General features: G+C 44.4%; 20 protein-coding genes. All 20 read right to left on the bottom strand.

The features are described from left to right. Nucleotides 1–10: 10 nt before the first annotated feature. The 20 genes from lpxB to QZL64_RS04835 all read right to left on the bottom strand — a co-directional run bounded on the left by lpxB (nucleotide 11) and on the right by QZL64_RS04835 (nucleotide 25107). Nucleotides 11–1252 (bottom strand): lipid-A-disaccharide synthase, encoded by a 1242-nt coding sequence (lpxB, locus tag QZL64_RS04930; protein WP_021840888.1) that lies wholly within the window; start codon nucleotides 1250–1252, stop codon nucleotides 11–13. An 87-nt stretch (nucleotides 1253–1339) separates the two neighbouring features. Next, the gene (locus QZL64_RS04925; RefSeq protein WP_021840887.1) at nucleotides 1340–2161 is read right to left on the bottom strand and encodes an LpxI family protein; all 822 of its coding nucleotides are present in this window, start codon (nucleotides 2159–2161) and stop codon (nucleotides 1340–1342) included. Nucleotides 2162–2299: 138 nt separating this feature from the next. Further along, nucleotides 2300–3112 (bottom strand): acyl-ACP--UDP-N-acetylglucosamine O-acyltransferase, encoded by an 813-nt coding sequence (gene lpxA / locus QZL64_RS04920; RefSeq protein WP_021840886.1) that lies wholly within the window; start codon nucleotides 3110–3112, stop codon nucleotides 2300–2302. A gap of 190 nt (nucleotides 3113–3302) precedes the next feature. After that, complete coding sequence (gene fabZ / locus QZL64_RS04915) at nucleotides 3303–3734, bottom strand: 3-hydroxyacyl-ACP dehydratase FabZ (protein WP_021840885.1); 432 nt, start codon at nucleotides 3732–3734, stop codon at nucleotides 3303–3305. A gap of 1 nt (nucleotide 3735) precedes the next feature. Next, the gene (gene lpxC, locus QZL64_RS04910; protein WP_021840884.1) at nucleotides 3736–4569 is read right to left on the bottom strand and encodes a UDP-3-O-acyl-N-acetylglucosamine deacetylase; all 834 of its coding nucleotides are present in this window, start codon (nucleotides 4567–4569) and stop codon (nucleotides 3736–3738) included. A gap of 141 nt (nucleotides 4570–4710) precedes the next feature. After that, nucleotides 4711–5616, bottom strand: coding sequence for a lysophospholipid acyltransferase family protein (locus tag QZL64_RS04905; protein ID WP_021840883.1), 906 nt, complete (start codon nucleotides 5614–5616; stop codon nucleotides 4711–4713). Nucleotides 5617–5624: 8 nt separating this feature from the next. After that, on the bottom strand, nucleotides 5625–6656 hold the full coding sequence (gene lpxD, locus QZL64_RS04900) for a UDP-3-O-(3-hydroxymyristoyl)glucosamine N-acyltransferase (RefSeq protein WP_021840882.1): 1032 nt from the start codon (nucleotides 6654–6656) through the stop codon (nucleotides 5625–5627). A gap of 37 nt (nucleotides 6657–6693) precedes the next feature. Beyond that, a complete protein-coding gene (locus QZL64_RS04895; RefSeq protein ID WP_021840881.1) occupies nucleotides 6694–7215 on the bottom strand; it encodes an OmpH family outer membrane protein in 522 nt (173 codons plus the stop codon). 15 nt (nucleotides 7216–7230) lie between these two features. Further along, a complete protein-coding gene (locus QZL64_RS04890; protein ID WP_021840880.1) occupies nucleotides 7231–8214 on the bottom strand; it encodes a hypothetical protein in 984 nt (327 codons plus the stop codon). Nucleotides 8215–8257: 43 nt separating this feature from the next. Beyond that, the gene (locus QZL64_RS04885) at nucleotides 8258–8767 is read right to left on the bottom strand and encodes an OmpH family outer membrane protein (RefSeq protein ID WP_021840879.1); all 510 of its coding nucleotides are present in this window, start codon (nucleotides 8765–8767) and stop codon (nucleotides 8258–8260) included. Nucleotides 8768–8849: 82 nt separating this feature from the next. Then, nucleotides 8850–10124, bottom strand: a complete 1275-nt coding sequence (locus tag QZL64_RS04880; protein ID WP_021840878.1) for a hypothetical protein — start codon at nucleotides 10122–10124, stop codon at nucleotides 8850–8852. A gap of 2 nt (nucleotides 10125–10126) precedes the next feature. After that, the gene (locus QZL64_RS04875) at nucleotides 10127–12253 is read right to left on the bottom strand and encodes a BamA/OMP85 family outer membrane protein (RefSeq protein ID WP_021840877.1); all 2127 of its coding nucleotides are present in this window, start codon (nucleotides 12251–12253) and stop codon (nucleotides 10127–10129) included. Nucleotides 12254–12391: 138 nt separating this feature from the next. Then, nucleotides 12392–13018 (bottom strand): hypothetical protein, encoded by a 627-nt coding sequence (locus QZL64_RS04870; protein ID WP_021840876.1) that lies wholly within the window; start codon nucleotides 13016–13018, stop codon nucleotides 12392–12394. 397 nt (nucleotides 13019–13415) lie between these two features. Beyond that, nucleotides 13416–14048, bottom strand: a complete 633-nt coding sequence (locus tag QZL64_RS04865) for a sigma-70 family RNA polymerase sigma factor (protein WP_021840875.1) — start codon at nucleotides 14046–14048, stop codon at nucleotides 13416–13418. Between the two features lie 19 nt (nucleotides 14049–14067). Beyond that, nucleotides 14068–18378, bottom strand: a complete 4311-nt coding sequence (locus QZL64_RS04860) for a translocation/assembly module TamB domain-containing protein (RefSeq protein WP_021840874.1) — start codon at nucleotides 18376–18378, stop codon at nucleotides 14068–14070. Between the two features lie 137 nt (nucleotides 18379–18515). Further along, the gene (locus tag QZL64_RS04855; RefSeq protein ID WP_441351088.1) at nucleotides 18516–19919 is read right to left on the bottom strand and encodes a TolC family protein; all 1404 of its coding nucleotides are present in this window, start codon (nucleotides 19917–19919) and stop codon (nucleotides 18516–18518) included. Between the two features lie 53 nt (nucleotides 19920–19972). After that, nucleotides 19973–21277, bottom strand: coding sequence for an MlaD family protein (locus tag QZL64_RS04850; RefSeq protein WP_021840872.1), 1305 nt, complete (start codon nucleotides 21275–21277; stop codon nucleotides 19973–19975). Next, nucleotides 21267–22034 carry an ABC transporter ATP-binding protein gene (locus QZL64_RS04845; RefSeq protein ID WP_021840871.1) on the bottom strand — a complete coding sequence of 256 codons (768 nt, stop codon included), beginning with the start codon at nucleotides 22032–22034 and terminating at the stop codon, nucleotides 21267–21269. The genes QZL64_RS04850 and QZL64_RS04845 overlap by 11 nt, the downstream gene beginning before the upstream one ends. A gap of 181 nt (nucleotides 22035–22215) precedes the next feature. Beyond that, nucleotides 22216–22977, bottom strand: a complete 762-nt coding sequence (locus tag QZL64_RS04840) for an MlaE family ABC transporter permease (protein ID WP_021840870.1) — start codon at nucleotides 22975–22977, stop codon at nucleotides 22216–22218. 246 nt (nucleotides 22978–23223) lie between these two features. Next, a complete protein-coding gene (locus tag QZL64_RS04835; RefSeq protein WP_021840869.1) occupies nucleotides 23224–25107 on the bottom strand; it encodes a SpoIVB peptidase S55 domain-containing protein in 1884 nt (627 codons plus the stop codon). Between the last annotated feature and the right edge of the window lie 49 nt (nucleotides 25108–25156).

Here is a 25156-nt window from a genome sequence, read left to right as displayed (position 1 = left end):
TCCGGAACCATTAATTTGCATCACCAGGGGTACTCTCATCGACACTGACCTTCGCATGGTCAATATCGCCGTCGGGTGCGCTAATATTGGCACTGTCAGTGTCGCCGTAATTTGAGCTGTTAGCAGCGCCGGCCACATTAGCTACCACTTGAGCTACACGCTTAACCGCACCTTCACCGCCTAAGGCTTCTTTAACGGCATGCAAATCATCAATCATGGTATTTCGTCTAACTGAATCCTCCAATAAAGAGGTCAATTCCTTAGCAATATTCACAGGAGTTACCTGCCCTTGCAATAATTCGGGAATCACTTCGCGCCCCGCCACAATATTCGGCAAGCCCACATGGGTTAAATTCACCAATAGTTTGCCTAACATAAAGGTAACCGGCGACAGACGGTACAATAAAATTGTGGGTAAACCCATCAACGCAGTCTCCAGCGTGGCCGTTCCTGATGCAGCGAGACACACATCACAGCTTTGCATTAAATCATAGGTATGGTCTTCTGTAATTGTAACGGGCACCTTATAGTTAGTAACAATAGCTTCTAATTCTTCTTTATCAATCGTATGCGCTCGCGGCAAGTAAAAAGCCAAATTGCTATGTTTTTGCATGACAATTTCCGCCCCTTTAAGCATACGGTCGAGGAGTCCCAACACTTCCTGCTTACGGCTTCCGGGCATGAGCAACACCCGCTTAGTGTCAGGATCCATATGGAAATAGGTCATCGCTTCAGCCTTCGTCATAGTCGGTTTCACAATATCCACCAACGGATTGCCCACAAATTCCACATCTACGCCGAATTCACGATACGCCGCCGCTTCAAAAGGAAATATGGACGCCACTTTGGTCACCGTCTTGGCAATATCCTTGCCGCGACTGCGATGCCAGGCCCATATAGTAGGGGCAATATAATAGACAACGGGAATCCCCAGGTCATGAGCGACTTTAGCCAGTTTCATATTAAAGCCGGGATAATCGACACAAACCAAAACATCCGGCTTTTCCCGCATCATAATATCTTTTAAATAGGCTCTCAGTTTGAAAAAAGAAGGCAATGCCTTAACAATTTCCACGATGCCGATGTAGCCGAGCTGTTTAATATCGTACACAATATTAACGCCCGCAGCAGCCATGCGCGAACCGCCCATGCCAAGCATGGTTACCTCGGGATATAAGGTTTTTAACGCGCCGGCAACACTGGCCGCATGCGTATCGCCCGATGCTTCTCCGGCGGAAAACATGACTTTCATCAGAACCTCCAAGATAGTAATTACGCTTTATCAAAATGCACTTCAAAGGCTTTTGCCCTATGAAATGCAACCCATTCTTTATCAGAATTATTCTTCTTCCGGACCGTCAACGGCACAGATAATAAGGCCTTTTTCGTTAGCCAATTTAATAACTTCGGCCTGCTCTACAAAGATAGTGCGCTCCGCTTCCATAGCAAGAATTTTGCAATCACTATCCAGCATAGATTGAATCGTTGTAAGGCCCACAGCGGGCACGTCAAAACGCACATCCTGTCGTGGTTTGGCTGTTTTAACCACAACCGCATTGCCACGCCCTAAAGCACCGCCGCGCTTAATGCATGCATCGGTCCCTTCAATCGCTTCAATGGCCATAACAGCCATATCTTTGACCACAACGGTTTGACCGATGTCGAGTCCGCCCATTTGTTTGGCCACATCAAAACCGAAGAGGATATCGGCCATTTGTTCTTTGGACGGTTTAGCCTTCGTCAAGACACCCGCCTTAGGCATAAGAGGTTTCATATAAACGGTTTGGTCCACCACCTGAATACCTTCTTTAGCCAGTTCCTCCACGATAGTCAGCATAATCGTGTCATCCTTGCGATTGCGAAGTTTAGTGAGTAACTTAATGGTCCGCAAATCAGGCATAACCAACCCTTTAAATAAAATCTCTTTGGTTACTTTGCCGAGCATGGTCACTTCCGTGATGCCTTCTTTATGAAGTGTTTTAAAAATTTTATCTATCTTTGCCACATTGATTTCATAGAATGAATCAGCTTCCGCTTTTAGCTCAGGTTCCGTGTCGGGAATAACAGCAATAACGACTACTTCATAGCCTTCCGATTGCGCTGCTCGTAAAAATTCCACCGGCAATTTACCTACGCCGGCCAGTAATCCGACTTTTGCCATCGTTTCCTCCCAGTTCTTTGTATTTAAAGACATAATATATAATATTATATCAAATTTTACCTCATTTTTGAACAAAAAGAGCCTTCCCTTTCAGGGTCAAACCACTCTTTTGACCCGTCAAGGCAAGACTCTTACTTTTTAATCGCGGCGAAGACGCATAATGCCACGGTCTGCATTGCGCAAAAAACGCAATAAGTTCTCAATTTCTACGGAAGAGTTTAATTGCATTTCCATTTCTTCAATCGCTCTGGATAAGCTAAAACCGGAGCGATAAATGATGCGGAATGCCTGTTTCAAATCATGGCGTACTTCTTCAGAAATTCCGGCACGGGATAAACCTACGGAATTAAGGCCGATTACACGAGCCGGCTGGCCGTCGGCAATTACGTAAGGCGGAATATCCTGCACTACTTTAGCCATACCGCCGACCATGGCGTTACGACCGATTTTTACAAACTGATGAATGCCCGCAATACCGCCGATAACTACTCGATCTTCGACGATAACATGACCGGCGAGACCGGCACAGTTACTCATAATTACATTGTTGCCTACGATGCAGTTATGGGCAACATGAGTGCATGCCTGGAATAGGCAGTTATTGCCTATGCGAGTTTCTTCACCTTCACCGGTAGCACGACTGATGGTAACGCATTCACGAATGACTGTTTCATCACCAATATTGCAAAAGCTCTTTTCACCTTTAAACTTTAGATCTTGAGGTTCTAACCCTACAGCCGACCCCGGGTAAAGTTCACAACGTTGTCCAATGGTAGTCCAACCGCCTACGACTACATTGGCACCGATTTTGGTTCCGTCTCCGATGGATACATTTTCACCGATTACGGCACCGGGGCCGATAATTACCCCTTGGCCAATCTTAGCGTCCGGATGTACCACCGCGGTGCTATGTATATTAGAGGTAGCATTCTCCATGCCTACTACTATCATCTATGTCACTCCTTGCTCTGTTGAGATTGCGACTATTACGCTAAATGTTGCTTTATTAATAACATAATCGTAATAAACTTAAATTAGTGAACTTTCATTTTAGAAAGTTTTACAATCAGGAACAGAGAAATTTTATAATAATTATGAGAAAATATGCTTTTATCACATTTTATCTCGAGTTTTTAAAGTTTTACTTCTTTACAAGTGCAAACATGTACTCGCCACTGGCTACCAATTTATCGCCAACGTAGGCTCTGCCTTCTACCTTACCCATCATGCCTTTAATTTTTACAACATCCGCTTCCATGCGAACTTGGTCGCCCGGTTTTACAGGATGACGGAAACGTACTTTATCAATGCCTGTAAACATAGGTGTAAGACCACGGTTTTCTTCCGGATACAGAAGGGCAATGCCGCCAACTTGAGCGATCGCTTCCGTTAACAATACGCCGGGCATTACCGGGTTTCCCGGGAAATGACCTTGGAAGAACAATTCATTCATTGTAGCATTTTTAATGCCTACGGCACGCTTCATAGGTTCCAATTCAATAATACGATCAACCAATAATAGTGGGTATCGATGCGGTAAAATTTCCATAATGTCTTCAACTGTAAGAATCATCTTAATCCTCCTTCATTTCTTGCAAAATTTCACGGGCCAAACGGGAATTCAATTCATGACTGGACTTCAACGCAATAATATGTCCCTTAATCGGTCCGAGGAGGAATAAATCCCCAAGAATGTCCAATATTTTGTGTCGAACCAATTCATCATCAAAACGCGGCACCGATAAACATTTGGTATCATCATAAACCAAAACATTATCCACATTGCCGCCCTTAGCGAGTCCCATTGCTTGCAACTGTTTTAATTCACTCATAAAACCGATAGTTCGCGCCGGTGAGATTTCACTGACAAACACGTCAGAATTTATGTCAATATCCACCTGTTGTGTCCCCAGTAGCGGATGATTGTTGACCGAAGTAAAAGTTACACGTAAACCATCATAAGGTACGATTAAAATATAACGATCGCCGTCATATACAGTATGAGCCTGTTTTACTGCATATACCTTACGCTCCGCAGCCAATTCTTTAACCCCTGCGGTTTGCATCAAATCTACAAACACAGCTGCACTGCCGTCACCAATCGGTGGTTCCGGCGAATTCAATTCTACATAGCAATTATCTATGCCCAATCCATAAAAAGCCGCCAATAAATGTTCTACCGTAAATACTTTGGCTTCACCCGATTCCAAGGTGGTAGCCCGGTTTGTATTGGTAACATTGGCCGGAGTTGCTTTAACTGAAGGATTCCCCGGTAAATCAGTGCGCACAAACACAATCCCTGTATCAGCTGTTGCCGGACGTAATGTCATGGTCACCGGCAGACCGCTATGGAGTCCTGTGCCTTCATAGGCAATTTCTTTAACGAGGGTCTTTTGCTTAAGTACCATCAGACTCCTCCTTTCCTTGTCATAACCTGGGAACGATAAGAGTGACCCTACTATTCGATTGCACATACATTGCGAAAGGTCACTCTTCAATACACTGTCTTTTATTATATACCATTCTCAAAAGACATGGCAAGTATGGTCTCAGTCCTTCATTGGATCCGGTGGTACTTCCATTTTACCTGCATAATAACGGCGTGTCCACTTCCAACGATTGTGAAGCCAGAACCAGTCTTCCGGATAGCGTCTGATATAGTCTTCAATCCATTCATTTAAACGAGTCAACGTAACTGCGGTGTCTCGTTTTTTATCATCCGTATGCTCCGCATAGAACGGCGGATGGGCGGTAACGATGTATTTTTCTTCAAATTCATCGTAGCGAATGGTTACCGGTATAATCGGAACATCTTGCATACGACCCATTACGGCCGGTCCTACCGGGGTCAAGGTTTCATAGCCGAAGAACGGCACCAATTGCCCTTGGGCAGCCGGATCCTGGTCCATAATAAGACCAATCATAGAGCCTTTTTGAAGCTCTCTGATCATTTCGCGTACACCGGTTTTATACGTCACATGCTGATGCATGAGCGCTCTATATTCATTGATAAATTTATCGGCGTCCCCATTTTGTCTCATGGCAACCGATATTAACGGATAGCCTTCGGATGCTAAAATACCGCCCAGAAGTTCCCAGTTGCTGCTGTGAATCGCCATGAGCACAGCTCCCTTACCGCCTTCTTGGGCATCATCCAAATATTCACGGTCAACCCATTCGAACATTTCTTTATATTTGCCATCCTTAATTTCCGGATAACGCAATACATCGATAATCATACGTCCGAAGCGGGTTGTACTCTTTTTAGCTATTCGTCTTGCTTCTTTAGGATCGTCTGTAATATTGCAGAATAAAATCTGCCCTATAGCCAATTTGCGGCGTTTCGGCGGTAAAAACAGCCAAAAAATCTCGCCCAGCAAATAGCCGATACCATATTGTATACTATGAGGCATCATACAGATAAAAGCACTAAAGAGCTTCATAAACCTATACATATACTCTCCTATTTCGCCGCCAATTCTTCTTTTAAGGCAGCCAGTTCTTTTTCTAAACGCTTAATTGTTTTGGCCATATCCGGCAAACGATTTTCATAAGCAGCCAATTTAAGCCATTCCTTATGAGGTCGATGCGGATAGCCGGCATAGGTCCCATTGGCCGAAACATTACCGACAATGCCTGTCTTCCCTGCAAAGGTAACATTGTCACCGATGGTGATGTGACCGGTACAACCGGTCTGACCGGCAAAAATTACATGATTGCCGCATTTAGTACTGCCTGCAATCCCAACCTGCGCAATGAGGAAGCAATCTTCACCGATTTCAACATTGTGCCCTAAATGCACCAAATTGTCAATCTTAGTGCCTCTTCTTACCAAGGTGGAACCCATAGTTGCATTATCAATACAGGAACAAGAGCCTACTTCCACATCATCTTCAAGGATTACATTGCCAACTTGCGGGATATGCGTATGTTTCCCCGCTTCGGTAGCAAAACCGAAGCCTTCACCGCCAATAACGGCTTTAGCTCTAAGAATTACGCGTTTACCTAAAATACAATTTTCATGAACAATGGCACCGCTGTATAAAGTAGAGTCGTCGCCAATGCGTACATTATGACCTACGTAAACATAAGGATGTAATACTACATTGTCACCGATAACCGCATTATCATAAATAATGCAGTATGGTCCTACCGTAACATTCTTGCCTAATGTTACATTGTTGCCGATAATCGCTGTTTCATGAATACCGGTAGGAAATACTACCGGCGGATGGAAAATCTGTAAAATCTGTGCAAAAGCGGCCTTAGCATTATGAACTACAATTTGAGGAATGCTCACATCGGCCAACGGTGCTTCTACAATGACAGCGCCTGCTTTACTTTGCCCTACATGTTCACAATATTCACCTATGGCAAATGAAATTGCCTGCGGTGCCGCTTGATCGAGACCACGGGTTTCCGTAATCTCAACGCTGCCGTCACCTACTACTTTACCTTCTACACTCTTTGCCAGTTCCTCAACTGTATACTTCACCGTGAAAGTCTCCTCTCGCTGATCGAATTAATCGTTATTATTTGTTACTTTCAGTGCTGCCGGATGTTGCTGTGCTCTGTGCGTTAGCGTCACCACTCGCTGCCTGATTGGCATTGGCATCGCTTGCATTAGCCGCTTTACCCATTTTGTTCAATACTTCTTCAGTCAAATCAACGCCACCGCTGATTAAAGCATTCTTTTCAACTACGGCAGTAATATTTTTTTCTTTCGCAATAGCCTGTACATTCGTATCTACAGCGTTGCGGAAATCATTAATCATAGCCTGCTGATAAGCCTGGAATTCCTGCTGAGCTTTCTGTTGATTCTGCATCATAGTGTTGGCATCTTGACCGGCACTTTGATCCTGAGCTAAACGAGCATTAATTTCAGTAAATTTAGCCTGTAATTTATTATTCGTATCCTGACCTTTTTGGCTGTCAGTCATGATTTTTTGCATATCTACATAACCAACCTGTTCAGTAGTACCGCAACCGGCAACTAAGCCTACGGATACCATCATAGTTAAACCGGCCAAAATACGTTTTACATTCTTATTCATTGTAAAAAACTCCTTTTATTGAGCAACCGAATAGGATGCAATAATAGCATCGGTCACATCAGTTGCATTAACATTTGAAACTTCATCAATAACTATTAAATCGAGGTTCTTTTCCTTTGCCACCACCATGGCGCGCATGCGTACATCTTCCAAAATGGCGTCATGAAGGGCTTCTACTTCACTTTGTTTTGCTTTCATGCGTGAATCCCAGGCCGTATTCCACTCTACCGGATTTGGCAGATTATTGGTTGCCATAATAGATTCCGCTTTAGCTTTTACCATTATATCACGACGGGCGAGTAATTCTTTTTGAAGATTAGCCGCATAGTCATCCAGTTCTTTTTGACCGGACGCACGAATCGGTGCCAACTCGGCATCGACCTTCTGCTCTAAATCTTGCAAATTCCCCTGTACGGATTGACTGCGCGATGCCAAGAGTTCTTGTAACTCTTTCTCTTTGGCAGCCCGTTCAGCTTCAATAGCCGTTTTTTGTTCTTCCGTTACTGCTATAGGTGCCGTATTGGCACTTAATTCCAATTGCAAATTAACAATTCGTAAATCCGCTTCGGTCATTTCCGTTTTAACTTCACCGCGATACTTATTGATTAAAGCGATACGCTGTTTTTGATAAGCTACATTCAGTTCCTGTTCTTTAGCTTTTACCTTAGTAATTAATTCCGTATTCAGTAAATCGGTGATTTCCTTGTCGGAGCCTAAGGCCTGAAGTGCTAAAGACTGTTGCTGCGATTTTTGCGTTAAGCTTTGCTGCTCATTTTTATATTGAGCCTGCAAATCATCTAATTCTTTTTTAGCTTGCGTATATTCATCATAGGATGGGTTAAATTTGATGACCTTTTCCATTTTAACAATGCCGATTTTCGGCATATTAGGAGTTGAAGTCGTTTTTTTATCATCCAAACGATTATGAATAAACAAGCCCGCGAGTAAGGCGGCAATTACAACGACAACAACAGAAATCCAACGATACTGCGGCTTCATTGTACCGCCTCCTCTCTATTCAACAAACGAATCATCTGTCCGATTATTTCTGGCTGCTTGAATCGGTAGCATCAGAGTTACCGCTCAATTTACGCTGTACCTGGTCGGTAATATCTACACCGCCGTATAAAACAGTACGTTTATCCATAACAATGGATAAACCTTTAGCATCGGCAACAGCTTTGGACGCATCACTTACCTGACTCTGAATTTTCTTCTGGATTTCCATCATTTTATCCTGAACTTTGCCTTGGTATTCAGAAGCAAGTGCTGCTTTTTGGTTATCGTCCATATTAGCGGATTTAGTATTAAATTCATCGCTTAACTGTTTCTTATAATCATCCAATTCTTTATTGGCTTCAATGACTGCCGGTGAAGCAGCATTCAATACTTTAGTCGTATCGATAACGCCAATGTTGCTGTCCGCATCGGATGCCATGGTTGGCGTAGCCATTTGTGTGTACGCGATGGCGCCGATACCTAAGAGGAATATAACGGCAACAAATAAGGATACAAACTTCTTGTTCTTTTGGTTATTAATTAACCGCATCATAGGTAATATACCTTCTTTCTTTTTTGAAAAAATCTATGCATAATCGACTTAAACTTTATATGTCAAGATTCTTATTTTAACATTAAATATAGCCGATCAGGCGTAACCAATTATCGTCATCATTGACCACGTATTCCAAGGTCAAATAATTATTCAAATCATAGGCTAAACCGAACTCATTACGCTTGATTTCAAAATCTCGCTGAGCTCTCACATGCCAACGACTGCCGATATCCTGGCGGAGCCACACACGACTATATTTATCGGACAAGTTATATTGGTAAGCCAAGGTAGTATCTTGCGTAAAGTGATACGCATAGGACGGATAAAACGCCCATTTATAATCATCGGGGAAGAAATTTGTTTCCAAATACCAATCTCCCTTGCCTTGCTTAATGCCGGTAAATAACTTAATACCTACATTGTGATCCGTTTCCGTCCCCATATCCAAGTATCCTTCAGCACGTACAATATAGCGCGATGAATCGACTTGAATCTTGAGGAGTAAATCAGTCCCCAACTGCAACGTCGGCTTCATAGAAATGCCGAAGCGCTGACTGGCCCGACTATTATCGAGTCCCTGTTGAATAAAGCTGAGCAAATCATTTTCATGCCTTGCCACAAAGGCAACCGGTACACCTTCTAAACCGACTAAATACTCATCATAGTAGCGTTTAGTAGCGTAAAAAACAGTACTCGGCAACGTATTGGAAGATATTTCCGTACTACCGTGGCGCACTACCGTGCCTTGTGGAATTAAGTAAACCTTAACCTTCGTTTGAACGCCCGGGATGATGTCTACTTGCGGAATAAATTCCGGCAAGGCCCCTTCCAGCTCATTACGAACCAACTGACTCGTAACGGCCGTCGCCCAATCCAAGGAATCAAGAGGTGCTCCCAAAAGAATTTGTTCAATCCGCGGCTCTACAAAAGCCACATCACGAGCTACCAATTCTTGGGCCACCGGCGTTAAGTTGCCGTATTCCACCGAAACATCTACCGCTTGTATCGTTTGACCGTAAGGCCGTAAACGTACATCCAACCGACTGTTAACACCCGGTGTAATTTCTAATGATTCTACCGTATAGCCGTATAAAATTCGATCGATAATGTCGGTCGTCACTTTCTGATAGGTAGCATGCCCGGCTGCCACTGCATCCGTGTCAGCACCTACATAAAGCTTATCCGCCGCCGTTTGCACGGCAGCGGTCATGCGCTTGGCCAATACGGGCGGCAACGGTTGCCGACTGCCTGAAAGACTAACCGTTACCGATTCAACGGGCTCAGCCTGAGCAACTGCCGTTATAGCCGCTAGCATACAGCCGGCGACTACAACTCGTAAGCCCTTTTGTTTCATAACTAGAACTGTCCACCAAAGCTGAAGTGGAATTTGTTGTCATCTTTGCTTACACCATAGTCAAGACGGATAGGTCCGATTGGTGTAGAAATACGAACACCGGCACCGACGGAGATGTTAAAGGATTTATCACCATCGTACCAAGTTACATTCGGTGCATCCCAGGCATCACCCATATCAGTGAAGAGTACACCGGTTACTTTATTGAAAATAGGTACGCGGTATTCCAAGGTAGCATTGTACATTTTCTTACCGCGGAACTGATCGTCTTCAAAACCACGCAAGGTATCGGCACCACCTAAGGTGTAGAGAGCGCTATACGGTACATCACCCTGAGCCCAACCTAAACGAGCACGGAACGCGATTACCTGATTGTTACCGATAGCTTTGTAGTTACGATATTCACCGGTGAATTTGTAGTAATCGAAGTCACCGCCTAAGCCGTGGCCCGCCCATTGAACGGTAGCGGATACACGTTTACCGCGCTTAGGATCGTAGATGTTATCACGTGAGTCATAAACTTTCTGCCAAGATACACTGTTTGTACGGCCGAAGTTGTTTTCAATGTAGTTTTTGCCGGCAAAGTCATAGTCACCATTGTCCCAAGAGTAACCCGGATATGCTGCTTTTTCTTCCGCAGTCCCGGTTCCCGGGCCGGCAGCATAGTTATAACCGCTGTTTTCATCTTCGTCAAATTTCCAACCGTCTTTACGTGTTTCTAATGTTACATAATCACGCGTATATTCGCCGGTCTGACGACCTAAGGACACGTTAATCCCTTTTTGCGTTTTTACATATTGAGAAATTTCATCCCCGTCAGAGTTATAGTCGGTATAAGTATCTTCACGGTCGAAAATAGTTAAGCCGAGGGATGTACCCTTGCTGTCAATCCAAGGACGCAAGTAGGATACGGAGTAGTTTTTATAACCGGCCGTACCGCCGAACTCCCAGTGAACTTTAATCTTGTCACCGGTACCGCGCAAGTTATCTTCCCCAACTTCTACGATACCAACGAAACCGTCGGAATCAGAGTAACCGGCACCTAAGGTAATGGTACCTGTTTTATGTTCCAATACGTCGATTTCGATGACTACTTTGTCAGGTGTGGAACCTTCCAACAAACGTACGTTAACGTCATCGAAGTAACCTAAGTTGTATACTTTTTCAACAGAACGACGAACGAGGAATTTATTGAATGGTTGGCCTTTTTTCTGGTTGAATTCACGAAGAATTACATAATCTTTAGTCTTTTTATTACCATGTGGCACGATATCTTCTACGATACCTTCTGTAATGGAAATATGAAGGACACCGTCTTGGTCAACGGCCATATCGTTAACGCGGGCCAAAATATAACCGTCACGGTTATAAGCGGCGTTGATACCTTGGATACGTTCGCCTACTTGAACCGTATTAAGAACGGTATTCGGTTGTACGTTCAAATAGTTAACAAGCATTTCATTGCTGTAAACAGTATTGCCTTCGAACTGTACGGATTTTACAACTGGGTTAACCGTTACTTTGTAAGCAACTTTAACACCTTCCGGCACAACGGTGATTACCGGATTGATTTCAGATAAATAGCCGCTGGAACCTAACGCGGAAATATCCGCTTTAATAGCCGCCGGCGTTAAAGTATCACCGATATGGCTCTTTAACAAGGCCATGTATTCATCCTGTACTTCAGCCGGTAAGCCTTCAATGGAAAAACCGGTCATTACTTTGTCTTCATATGGCTGTAATTGTTCATCCGTAACACTGGAGAAATAGCGTGCATCCGGGGTGGTAATAGCCGTCTGTACGCCGGCCGCCTGTTGTTCTTCTAAACGGGCGCCTTCACCTTTGGCAACGGTCAAAACCGCTGAATCGGTAGTAGCTAACGATGAATTGTCCAACTCGATACGTTTGGCTTCTTGTTCGTCAGATTTCTGTGCTTCTTCAATCCCGCCACGAGCCGCTGTAATAGCGTCTTGGGCCGCTTGGTCTTGAGCACTTACCGCTGTAACTGCGGCAGTTGAATTCTGCGTAGTTGCTGTACTCGTTTCATCCGCAGCCCATACGGTAGTACCGCTCAACGCGGCTACCACTGCTACAGCCAACATGTTTTTATAGGCTCTCTTATTCATCATTTACTACATCCTCCTAAAATAATGCCTTCATATTTATAAACACATTGCTTTTAATGCTTTATTAATACCTTTAATGTTTTTAATGTTCTCATTCCATTATTTTCACTGAACTATGGTCAGCTTATACATCCTGATTCTCTATTGTTCTTGTCCGCGCAGACTTCGTCCCCCTTCACGTACGGCTTCTTGAATCTGAGTTGTACTGATTACCGGTGCCGCTACTGATTCGCTAGTTTGTGATTCAGGTGTTGCCGTCTGAACAGCTTCTTCCGTAGCTTGTGGTGTTGCCACAGCATTGTCCGCTTGTGTCGTTACCGCTTCCACATTTTGATTCGTATCAGCAGTAGCTGTTTCAGCTGAAGCATTGACTGTGCCGCCCGTTGTATTCGTTGTGCTATTAGGCGCATCAACAGAATTTGTCGGGGTTTGTGAAACGGCCGGCATATTGCTATGAGGCGTTTCAGACATCGGTTGGCTCTGCTCTTCCATCACCGGTGCTGTATTTTTGACATCACCTTGATGTTGCCACGCATAATAACCGCCGCCCACCAGCAAAGCCAAACCTACGGCAATGGACCAATAACCTAAGCGTTGCCATAAAGCGGGTGCTCGTTTTTCGTTAAGATGTTGCATCTCCGCCTGAGCCAGCATCAATTGTAATTGACCTTTAGTGGCAGAATCATCCGCATAAGCCTGCTCAGCTTTATCCAGCCAAGTCTTAACGGAGCGGATTCGTTTCTCCATATTGTCGCCAGTCTTATTCATAACGGCCTCCTTTCATACATTTATATTCGTAAGAAAGGATGATTTTGTGAACCATTTATATCACATTAATCGAAATTATTATATCATATTTACGCTTATTTATTAACAATTTATTGCAATCTTCGCCCTTTTTACCGGAATCAGTCCTTATATTTTAAACGATTCGTATAGAAAACCAATGAACAAAAATCTATAACGTCCGAAATGATAGCTTACAATTCAAAAATAAATCGATTAGATGGTGAAAAATATGAGTAGCGTCCAGAACAAAATAAGAGGCTGGGAACAAAAGCTTTTCAAAACAAAAAAGGTTGCAACCCGTTCAGCTTGGCCATTGTGTGACCTTGCTGCAACAGATTACAACCTTCATCTCTTAATGCAATTTTAATTGAACTTATTAATCATTCCAGAATTTTCGCGTACGACTGAGCATCCCCCGCAAGCGCTTAATGCCCTGGCGATGCAAACGATGGATATAGCTGTTGCTCGTATCCAATTCACCGGCTACAGACGCAATGGAACGATCCGCCAAATACACTTGCTCCATGACATGCCGTTCTTTGCCCGGCAAACGTTCCAATGCTTCCACCACTACCTGCTGAAAGGCTTTCGTTTCTACCGCCGATTCAATGGACGGCCCTTCATCAGGAAGCTGTTCCCACCAATATTCATCATCATCGGCAGAACCGGCTAACACGGTGCCGCCCTTACCTTCTTTACGAAGGTAATCCAAGATACGCCCGCGTACGCGATGGACCGCATATAACGAAAAGGCTACCCCCTTCGCATAATCAAAACGTTCCACTGCTTCAATGAGGCCTACCGTACCTTCCTGGACACAGTCCATCACATCCGGTACAACGCGATAATACGCCATGGCTTCACGGAAAACAAGGGGCTGATAATGTTCAATAAGGGCCGTACGTGCCGACTCATCATCATGCTCTTTGTATGCCTGCCATAAAGCACGCTCTTCTTCAGGCGACAATAATTTAATTTTCTCTAATTCCGCTAAATATGAGTCAAGCACGCCGACCCTCCTTTCTTAATTAAAACTGAGTGGTCCACTGACCGCCAAAGTATGAATGGCCATTACTGTTCATCCACCCGTTAACGCTATAGTGGCTGTTAATATCATACATAATCCCATAAGCTTGGGTATCATTATTAATACCCGTACTAAAGGTTACCATTAAGTCCGGCAATAAATATTTGCCGATTTCAATATTATAGTAACTGTTTGTATCTTCATTTACCGGTTCATTCGGATCCAACGAGCCCGTAGTAATATTGATCAAATCCAGGCCTAAGGTATCCTTGAAGGCTCCTTCAATATAACCCATTAAAGCAGACCGTACACCGGCTGCAAACAAGGCGTTTACATCATCGGACGATACACTGCTGTCATTGCCGGAGCTGTAACCGAATGTTAAGAGCGATACAATTTGACGTTGTTCCAGATGCGGATCGGATGTCAATTTTAAATCCATCTGTTCCACCGGACCGTTTACTTCAAGATATACACGGTAGGAACGAACCCGCGATTCCGCTTTGACACTTAAAATCGGCAAGAAGGACCCGCGTATAAAATCGGTTTTACCTTCCGTAATCTTAAACGTATTGTTAAGATACTTCAAATTACCTTCTACGACATGAAATTCGCCGTCAATAAACGGATCCGTCGTAGTACCGCCGATATGAGCCCCACCGCCGAGGGTGAAGTCATAAAGACCACCGCTGTAGAGGCGCACTTTTTTGCCCACATTCACAGTGAAATCAAGACCTATCGGAGAACCGCCTTCCTCACTGGTGAGGGATAACGGAATCGTCATGGTATCATTTTCCAGATCGAGATGACCTAACACCGTCGGTAAACCGTCTTTGAGCATAACGCCAACTTCACCGTTCAACGGTCCTTTGAAGAATTCATGTTTCACTTCAAGGTCGTTCATTTGGATAACACCGGCGTAATTCGTCAAGGTTGTACCATTCCAGCTGAATTCACCGGAAAGGCCCGCATTGCCTTTACCCATGGACGCACCGCCGATTAACTCGGCTTTTTGCCCTTTAAAAATAAGTTGCGCCGATATATCAGATAAATCTTTTTTAACATCTTTAAAATGTACCAAACCATGGTCCACACTAAGAGTGCCGTTAACCATTGGTTGATCATAGGTACCGGTAATATGAAGGGCACCTTTTAACGGCCCCGTCCCCTCCGTAACAGCCGGGAATAAAAGCGGTAATACGCCAAGATCCGCTTCATTTACATCAAAGGTCAAATCCATAGCCGATTTATCGCCCGGTGGCAAATAACCGGATTTATAAAAAGCGGCTAACGGTACATCACCGCGAAGTTTCGCTTTATACTCACCTCGTTGACCTACCAATTGCTGCAGATGAATAACTTTGTCCTCCATCGTCGCCATGGCGTAGAGGCGATCGATTTGTACGCCGTTAAGACTGGCATTTGTCAACTCTGTGGATAATTCAACATGCGGATTTAACGTTTCGCCGGTCACATTGGCAATTAAATGAATATTGCCGGAGGCCGGAACAGACGTTTTAAACAGCGGCATTAAGGAGTCGATAGCTACATTATTGGCCGCAATCTGAATGTCACTTTGACCATCCAAATCAGCCGTACCCAAAGCGGCCAACATACCGTCGCCGATTGGTAACTCTCCTTTATGAATCGTTAGTTTGCGGTTTTGCAAAGCCACGTCCACATTGGCAGTGCCCCATGGCTTACCGCCCATAACGATATCATCGATAGTGCCGATTAAGCGGAGATCCGGATTCTTAAGTGTACCACCTAAATCGAGACGACCGTTAATATGTCCATCCGATTCAGGCACATCAAGTTTGGCCAGTTTCATGAAATTAACCAACTCACCATTACTGATGGTGGCATAGCCGAATAATCGTTGCTCGCCGTTTAATGTCATGCCGCCATCGATGTTGAATTTACCATGTTCCCCTTCTTCAAAGGACACATTTTGCAAATGAACTACCGTCGGGTCTGCATATACATTACCGGAGATATTTTTCAAAGCCATGTCATTAACGACTACATCATTGGAACCTAATCGTCCTTGTACAATCGGCTTATCAATCGTACCGGTGAGCGTCCCTTCAAGCGTCATATAGCCTTCCACATCGGCATAGTCTTTAAGCCATGGTCGTAAATAAATCGTATCGCCAAAGAACTTAAAGTCTAAGCCGCCGTTTTGATAACGACCGACAGCATAAAAAGTAGCCCCATAGGCCTGCGCTACCAAATCACGAACGCCGAGGAAGTCATTAGCGTAACGGAACCCGAAACGAACATCACTGTATAATTTGCCCTGTACCGAACCGTCCCAGGCATGGACAAAACCCCGAATTTGAGGATTATCTAAAGTACCGCCTATGTCTGTACGCACATCAAGCCAACCGGTAACCTGTAAGTCAGGGTCAACCATGCCGGCTATATTTTCAATACGAACCGTATTGGCATTCGCCTGTAGCTGTAAAGCCTTCGACGGTCCCATATCAATAGTACCGTTTAAGCTGTAATAACCGTGACCGTCTTGGATAAAACCATTGTTAACCGTTACCAATTTATTACTTACAGTTGCTTCCGCATAGGCGTTATCGAAACGAATCCGACCTACATGACCACCGTCGGATGCGACAATAGCCATAACATTCGGATTATCCATTGGTCCCGTCACACGACCGGTAACGGTAGCTTTACCGTCAAGTTCCTGTTTAGCATAATCACTAAACAAATTAAGCGGAACATCTTTGGCATCGAAAGCTATGTCGAGGGCATCCTGACTTACATTGCCATAGGCGCTAAAAGATCCGGAACCGATTGTCCCGTTGAGATAGTTAATAAAATAATTGCCATTGGCGCCGGCAATTTGACCGGATAAAGAATCGGTCGCAATCGAATCATAGCCAATACCGTTACCTTCAAAAGTAGCCGTAATAGCCGGTAAGGAATCCGTACCGATACCCTTAACATAAGCTTTACCGTTAACAGTACCGAATAACGGCTGATCCACAGCCTGACCGACTAAGGCCAACGGAATATCGGTACCTTCCAGTGATGCCTCGTACTCTTGCGTTTTCGTATTAAAAGTACCGCGACCACCGGCCTCACCGCCATTTAAACTAAGTCGAATATCGGATATATCGACAATGTCATTCTGATACGCTAAGGTTGCCAAGCCTTTTTCTAAAATATAGCCTTCGTAATTGACATTAGATGCTTCAACCGTAGCATTTACAATCGGTGCCGTCGCTGTGCCATACACATGAGCAACCGTGCCTATTGAACCGGTAATGCCCTTATCAATCAAAGACTCAATTTGAATATCCTGACCACGCAAAGTAAGGTTAAAGTTTGGTTCCGCCAAGTCGGTAATGTCAACATTGCCGTGAGCAAAGAATTGCTGATCGTTAATGGCCACACGACCATCCGCAACCATAATATCTGTGCCGTTAAAGGTAACATGAGCAGCTCCTTGGCGAATTTCATACGGCTTAGGACTTATAGAATCATTCTGATAATCGGCCGCCAAATTATTAATATCCACGGCCCCTTCAAAATCAAATTGATTGTCATTGCGACTGACGGTTAACGCTATATTCTTAGCGGTACCGCCAATCACTTTGGCATTAATATCGCTCGGAATCAAGTCATTCACATAATCTAAACGCAAGCTGTCTGCTTTAACAAAAAGGGTAAAGTCAGCAGAATCATCATTAGTATAGGATCCCTTAAGCGTTACAGCCTGCTTATCCACATTAGCCGACAAAGCGCCGTCCAACTTAGGATAGTCTGCAAACTTAACGGCCCCGTTAATAGCTTCAACCGCTGTGTGGCGACCGTTTAGCCAATCAAGACTAGCTATGCCGTCATTGATTATGACATTGCCTCTAAACTGCAGCGGTTCTTCACTGTCACTCTTTTTGATGAGGGACGTAATGTTCCACGAACGGTCTGCCTTCTCTACGGCATGCACGGTTGGGTTATTAAGAGTAACCGATTTTATCAGTCGAAGCGGAGCCGACTGACCAAACGGCAATTTTACCGCTTCCAACATATCCAGCGACACTTCCGTACTCGGCACATCGGCCACTACTTTGCCTTCAGTGTCCTTAATTGACAAGTCGCCAATATGAACGGTACCATCCCACCCGATGTTAAAGGATGAATAATCCGCCTGCCCATTAATTGCTGTATTCAATTGTTCTTGTACGATAGGTCCCACTATCTGCTCCCCAACAGGGCGCAATAGTTGTGCTCCGCCAAAGGCTACGGCCAACACAACCGCACCGGCAAGCCATTTACGCTGTCCCTTTTTCATTTAAAACTCCTCGCACAAAACAGTAGCTTACAAACAAATTTAATTCACATCACACACTTACAAGGATTTATTATTTATTCGTTTTAGCCGCTTGGTCCGCAACTAAAGTATTCAAAGCCTGAGTCGGATTGGCTTCATTAACGAGTGCTNNNNGGATTGGCTTCATTAACGAGTGCTGCCGCACCACCGATTGGAGTTTCCAAAGGCACGCCCATAGCGTTTTCCAAAGTAGCAACAGCAATATTGTAGTTAAATAAAGCATCTACATAATTGTTACGAGCTGTTTCCAATTCTGTTTCCGCATCAAGTACATCAAGGTTGGTACCAACGCCGGCACGATAACGCAAGGAGGCAATACGGAAGTTTTCCTGACCTTGTTCTACGGCCACACGCGTGCTGTCGATTGTCTGTTCAGCGGATTTCATATTTAAATAAGCCTTACGAACAGCCAAATTAATGCTGTCCATAACCTGGTAATTAGCTTCTTTATAGCGTTCTAAATTAGCTTCCTGCACTTTAATACTTTCGCTGGTAGCACCGCCATCCCAGAGGCTCCAAGATACAGCAGCACCGATAGACCAATTATCATTGGACGTACCGCCCCAGTCATCACCGCTCCAAGCCTGCGAAGCAGTAGCACTCAAAGTCGGTAAATAACCGGATTTAGCTGATTTAATCGCTTCTTCTGCCGCTTTTACCGCCATGGTGCTCTGAACGAGTTCCGCACGATGCAAGAGTGCATACGCCTGGGCATCGGCCAAAGTTACGGGATACGGTGTATAACCGAGTGAATTATCCGCCGTTTCTACGCTCGTATTAACCGGTAAGCCGATAGAGTTATTAAGGGTTGCTTCCGCCAAATTAGCCGCATTTTGTGCTTCTACCAGGGAAGTCTGAGCATTGGCCAATGATGTTTGGGATGCCAATACATCGGATTTGGCCACGATACCTACATTATATTGCTGATTTACATTTGTTAAATGACCTTCATAATCGCGAACCGATTGTTGGGCAATATCCACCTTATTGCGGGCCTGAATCAAAGAATAATAATTGCTGGCTGCGTTCAATTTGGCTGTTTGACGAGCGGCTTCCAAGGCTGCATTATAACCTTCACGGGAATAACGAGCCGATTCAATAGCCGCTTCCGCTTTACCGCCTGTATAAATAGGTACGGCTAAACGGAATGTATTGCTGGCAGAATCAGCAATAGCGGTACCACCTGTCTGAGTCGTGCTGCTACCGCGACCGCCACTATAGGCATAACTTACGGTTGGGTTTTTAGCCGCTGCCGCTACGCTTACCTGAGCACGAGCTGCTTCATACTGCCATTCGGATTGTCTTACATCACGGTTATTAGCCAAAGCCAATTCCACCGTATGAGGTAATGTTAAGGACACTTTGTCGCCTACCACTTCGTCTTTAACGATTCTATCTGCCAAAGTTTGCTGTGTAATCACTAATGCTGCCTGCTGATATTTGGCAATTTTAGCATCATCATTAGAACCGGCGGCCAATACGCCGGTTGCTGTCAAAGACATTGCAATGGCTAAAGAAAGAGCTTTTTTATTTAACATGGTATTACCTCCCAAAATTAAAAGACATATCGAATGCCGTAGAAATTACCACCATTTTCTTCGCTAAACGGACGAATGAATTGAGCGATGGCATATACATCATCAAACAATCTCACTTCACTGCGAATCCGATAGCGCACATCATTTAAATCCATAACGGCCGCGGATATTGTAAACGGACCGCCCATGCCGTAATCGACACCGACACCTACGTCGCCGTCAAATATACCACCGCGAACCGAGAATTGATCCGCCACATATTTACCATACGTAAGTTCCAAGCGGCTGCCATCACCAATATTATTCGCTCCCAAGGTGAATAAATTTTGACCGAATTGCAAACGAAAATCCGCATTCGGATTATATTTATTCTTCGTTGTATTATATAAGAGCTCCATATTGGCGCTTGCCTTAAAAGGGTACTTTTTTCCGGATTCACGACTATCTACGTCGCCACCGGTGAGACGATTTAACTTAGTAGTCAACTGCGCCGTATTATGCAAAGTTTCCTTAATATCCTGACTGCTCTGCGGGTCCGTTACGATGCCCTGCATAGAAGCGGCCATGGAATTCAAGCTGTCAGTTGTTGTTTTCAAATTATCTAAAATAGTACGCATATCGCGAGAGGCCTGGCCGTCGCCATCCAAATTTTGTAAGGATGTATCAAGCTGACCCGTAATCGCCGTCATATTACGTGTAATATCAGTCATGTTGGCTGTAATTTCATTAATGTTACCCTGATTATCCAGAGCCATTTGATTAAAACGAGCCGTAAGTTCCGCCGTATTATTGGCGATGATTTCCGTAGAGCGAAGGGCATTGCGAAGTGATGTCTGGGTCTGCGCATCGCCGATAATATTGTTAATGGAGCCCAAGGTTTTATTGGCTTCTTCCATCAATATGGTAGCTTGCTGCATAGTTTTATCAATATCGCTATGACCGTCACCGCGAATCATGTCACCGTCTTTTAAAAAGACTTGGGATCGTCCCGGCGTAATTTGAATGAATTTATCGCCCAAAATACCATCATTGGCCAAGGCAAACTCGGAGTCAATCGGGATTTCCGTATCTTTATCAATATCCATGGTAAGCGTTACCCCTTTGGCGGTAACTTCCATAGAACTCACCCGGCCCACCGTAACGCCGGAATATTTAACCTGGTTACCGGTCTTAAGGCCCGTAACCGACTGAAAATCGCCGGTAATATGCATCCGCGGCGGTTCAAATAATTCCAAACGACCGACAAAAATGATCGCCGCCGCAAATAAGCAAAGGCCGATAATGGTAAACAAGCCCACCTTAGCCTCTGTATTAAACTTCATCTGTTTTCTCCCCCTCACCGGCGTCTTCCATAATATCGCCGCCATGTATAAACTGCTGAACCAACTTGTTTTTAGATTTCCTAAATTCAGTCGGACTCGAAACTTCTATAAACTTGCCCTTATCCAATAAGGCAATGCGATTGGCCACATAAAAAGCCGATTGCATATCATGAGTTACTACAATCGAAGTGCAGTGAAGATGCTTTTGCATGCTCCGAATAAGTTTACTGATTGTCCCCGATGTTATAGGATCAAGTCCCGACGTCGGTTCATCATATAAAATAATGCGAGGATTTAAAGCAATGGCCCGGGCCAAACTGATACGTTTCTTCATGCCCCCGGACAATTCATTCGGCATGTAGTCGCCCGTATTAGGCAGCTCCACCAAATCCAATTTTTCCTGCACAATTTCCTTAATTTGAGTATTGGTTAATTCCGTATGCTGTCTTAGCCCGAAAGCTACATTTTCAGCCACTGTCATGGAGTCGAAAAGCGCCGAGTATTGGAACACCATACCCATTTTTTCACGAACTTTGTTAAATTCGTCTTCGCTTAAGCCGACTACATCGACGCCGTCCACCAGAATACGTCCGCTGTTCGGTCGTTGCAAGCCGATTATGAGACGCAGAATCGTACTCTTACCGGCGCCACTGCCGCCCAGGACAACCAAGGTTTCGCCATCTTCTATTGTCAAATCTACGTGGTCGAGGATAACCCTATCGCCGTAGGCAACGACCACATCCTGTAATTCAATCATGAATCTCCGGCCTCAATTAATCTCAAACTATAAGTCCGATTTTTAACCGAACCTATAGCTGCTACTATAATTATAAAATATCTGTTTCAAAATTCAATGATAAAACGCCCGCCTTTTAAGCAACGGGGCAATATTTTTCATGAAAATAATACTAAAATCAACCGACTTATCAAACTAATAACTAGAATAACGCCATGGATAAGAAATAATTTAATACGAATACTAAAATAATACTGGTCACCACGGAGCTGGTAGTTGCATTACCTACCGCTTCGGCCCCCATTTTAGTATACATGCCCTTGTACGAACCAACAAGAGCAATTACAGCGCCAAATACACTGGCTTTGATTAAACCGTAAGTTAAATCACTGGTAACGGCAAAAAGTTGAATGGAATCGGTATAAGTCATACCCGCCATACCTTTAAACAGCGTCGCTACCACATAGCCGCCGCCGATACCGATAATAACACCGTAAAATGCCAGAATCGGCACCATAATCATGCACGCAATCACGCGCGGCACTACCAAGTAGCCGATAGGATTAACGGCCATTACTTTGAGGGCATCGATTTGCTCGGTTACCTTCATGGTACCAATCTCGGCGGTAATCGCTGCCCCGACACGCCCCGATAACACAACACCTACCAGTACCGGTCCCAATTCACGCCCCATGGCAATGGCCATGATGCCGCCAACCGTACCTTGTGCACCGTAGCGAATCAAAATATCGGCAATTTGCAAGGTCATTACAGCCCCGGCAAACAATAAAGTTAAACTGATAATCGGCAACGAATCTACTCCCAAATGAGCCATTTGAAATATAACATGGCGCCAATTGGCCTTTGGTAATTGTTTAATGGTTTGGCCGATTAATATTACAGCTTCACCGCAACGTGCCAACCAACGTATCACTTCACGGCCAAGCGCTTCTAACCACTGCAAAAGTTCTCCTCCTCTTACATCACATCTATTGAAGTTCATCACATCTGCTTATAATTGAGTATGATTACTACCCCTCATTTTATCACAAAACTTTAGTCATTGTCATCAGTACCAACGATGAATATATCTAAATTTTACAATCTTTTTGAAAAAAATTCTATTTTCCGGCAAACAGCGGTCCCACAATATAAAAAGGCGATGAACATCACTGTCCATCGCCTTCATTGCTTACTATTCAGTTTATTCTTATTGACTTACAGTTTCGCCGGAATCGTCCGCCGCTTTTTTCAACTTCTTCGCATTTTCACGAGCAAGTCGAGCCTTTTCTTTATCACGGTCGGCCGGTGACATAACTTTCAATACGAATTGACCGTCGCCGCGGATAACGTATTCCGTATCGATTTTAGCCTTATACGGTTCTTTGTCATCTTTGTCGTCAATGCCCGGAATGTTTTCCTTCGCTTTGCCCTTCGGTACAGCACCCGGAATTTTAGTCTCATCGGCCACATCAATTTTAGCGCCTTTCGTATCGGCTTTTTCACCGTCTTCTACCATGCTGACGCCATCTTCCAAGATTTCAACCACAATCTGATTATTCGTATCCGTATTGCGCAGTTCTTTGTAGAACTCGTCAAAATCTTTATACGTTTTCAAACGACGAATAATTTCATCGGTTAAATTGTACTTTTGTTTTTCCAAAAGGTATGGCAATGGTACCACGCCGCCACCGCGAACTTCCAAAGTTACTTCCCCATACGGTTGATCCTTCGGCACGGTAAAGAAGATTTCCTTCGTTATCGGTTCTTCACGGAACGGTTGTAATTTCACATTAATTACCACTGTATCCCCCGGCGATGCAACAGCCGGTGATAACGTGGCATCACCAATTACAGCGGTTTTCTTTTCCTTCGTTAAGGATGCATCCACTTGAATCCCCGCAATTTCATAATTGATAAAACGGTTATTCATAAGCACGTCGATAATATTGTAGAATTCATCAACACTCTTGATGCCGATGGAATCATTGGAATAGAACATATTTGTCCGTTCCAACGGTGGAATATTAATATCACGCGGTTGGATTTTAAGTGTTAAGGTGGATGTACCTTCACCATTGCGATCTAATGTTTTACTGATAAAATTATAAACCGCCGTAGTACTTAATGTGGGTGTCAACTCATCGGCTTCCACCACTTTAACACCCGCTTGACGAGTTCGGTTCATATCGAGATCACGCACGGTAATCGCCATAGGAATACCGCTCGTAATCTTGCCCGATGTACCGGCAATACCGGCACCGCGGTCTTCCGTTACAGTCCCTACTTCAGCGCCCATCGAGCCGAGCTTAAAACCGGAATCCAAGCTTTTTACAACGGTAAAAATAGACGCATTATGCATGAAGTAGCCTACGGAGCCGCGTTTTAAAAACGGATGACCGAATGCTACGACTTTATCCTGATCCACATAGGTTACCGTACCGATTGCCCCCAGTTTCAAATCACCGTCAACGAGCAAAGCCGCTACGGAACCGCCCGCTTTAAGCGGTTTAGCCACATCATCACCGTCGGCCGCTGCCGTATCATATGTGCTGTACTCATATTCCGGCAACTTTTCCTTCATAAACTTAAGAGCCGATGGGTCGAAGCCATAAGCCATAAGCGGCGTGCCAAGGGGAATCAACTGACTGTCGCGCCAAGGATTGGCTAAGTTCTTTTCATAGGGAATATTCCAAAGCTTAACCATATCTTCGATTGGCGTAATCATACCGATAGTGCCATCCGCAAAGCCCCAACCGTAGGCAACGGCGCCTACCAACTTGCCGTCAATATACGCGGGGCTGCCGCTCATACCGTGTACGATGCCGCCCGTTTCATCAATAACGGGGCCGGAAAATTTAGCTAAAATTAAATCGCCCGACGGACCACGGTCTTTCATGACGCCTAAAACTTTCATATTAAAACTGGAGATATCATCTCCCGTTACTACTGTATCAACGTGTCCTTCCATGCCTGTATGCACATCGGTTACGGGCAGAAAATCAACTGCCTGTGCCGAAGCGGCTACAGTGCAACAAAAGAAAAGCGCCAGTACACCTTTCATATACCGGCGTGATGAACGAAATGGCTTCATTCATAGCTCCTCTCTAAAACTATATGTCAACTGTTTTAACTGAATACTT

This window comes from Veillonella sp. CAG:933 (assembly GCF_000431435.1).
Classification (GTDB): Bacteria; Bacillota; Negativicutes; order Veillonellales; family Veillonellaceae; genus Veillonella_A.
The sequence above is the reverse complement of the archived record's forward strand: the minus strand, read 5'-3'. Positions and strand labels throughout refer to the sequence as shown.

Bases quoted from the DNA above. Each gene is read 5' to 3' on its own strand.
- lpxB (WP_021840888.1), bottom strand. From the start codon at position 1,252: ATGAAAGTCATGTTTTCCGCCGGAGAAGCATCGGGCGATACGCATGCG.
- QZL64_RS04925 (WP_021840887.1), bottom strand. From the start codon at position 2,161: ATGGCAAAAGTCGGATTACTGGCCGGCGTAGGTAAATTGCCGGTGGAA.
- lpxA (WP_021840886.1), bottom strand. From the start codon at position 3,112: ATGATAGTAGTAGGCATGGAGAATGCTACCTCTAATATACATAGCACC.
- fabZ (WP_021840885.1), bottom strand. From the start codon at position 3,734: ATGATTCTTACAGTTGAAGACATTATGGAAATTTTACCGCATCGATAC.
- lpxC (WP_021840884.1), bottom strand. From the start codon at position 4,569: ATGGTACTTAAGCAAAAGACCCTCGTTAAAGAAATTGCCTATGAAGGC.
- QZL64_RS04905 (WP_021840883.1), bottom strand. From the start codon at position 5,616: ATGTATAGGTTTATGAAGCTCTTTAGTGCTTTTATCTGTATGATGCCT.
- QZL64_RS04895 (WP_021840881.1), bottom strand. From the start codon at position 7,215: ATGAATAAGAATGTAAAACGTATTTTGGCCGGTTTAACTATGATGGTA.
- QZL64_RS04890 (WP_021840880.1), bottom strand. From the start codon at position 8,214: ATGAAGCCGCAGTATCGTTGGATTTCTGTTGTTGTCGTTGTAATTGCC.
- QZL64_RS04885 (WP_021840879.1), bottom strand. From the start codon at position 8,767: ATGATGCGGTTAATTAATAACCAAAAGAACAAGAAGTTTGTATCCTTA.
- QZL64_RS04880 (WP_021840878.1), bottom strand. From the start codon at position 10,124: ATGAAACAAAAGGGCTTACGAGTTGTAGTCGCCGGCTGTATGCTAGCG.
- QZL64_RS04875 (WP_021840877.1), bottom strand. From the start codon at position 12,253: ATGATGAATAAGAGAGCCTATAAAAACATGTTGGCTGTAGCAGTGGTA.
- QZL64_RS04870 (WP_021840876.1), bottom strand. From the start codon at position 13,018: ATGAATAAGACTGGCGACAATATGGAGAAACGAATCCGCTCCGTTAAG.
- QZL64_RS04860 (WP_021840874.1), bottom strand. From the start codon at position 18,378: ATGAAAAAGGGACAGCGTAAATGGCTTGCCGGTGCGGTTGTGTTGGCC.
- QZL64_RS04850 (WP_021840872.1), bottom strand. From the start codon at position 21,277: ATGAAGTTTAATACAGAGGCTAAGGTGGGCTTGTTTACCATTATCGGC.
- QZL64_RS04845 (WP_021840871.1), bottom strand. From the start codon at position 22,034: ATGATTGAATTACAGGATGTGGTCGTTGCCTACGGCGATAGGGTTATC.
- QZL64_RS04835 (WP_021840869.1), bottom strand. From the start codon at position 25,107: ATGAAGCCATTTCGTTCATCACGCCGGTATATGAAAGGTGTACTGGCG.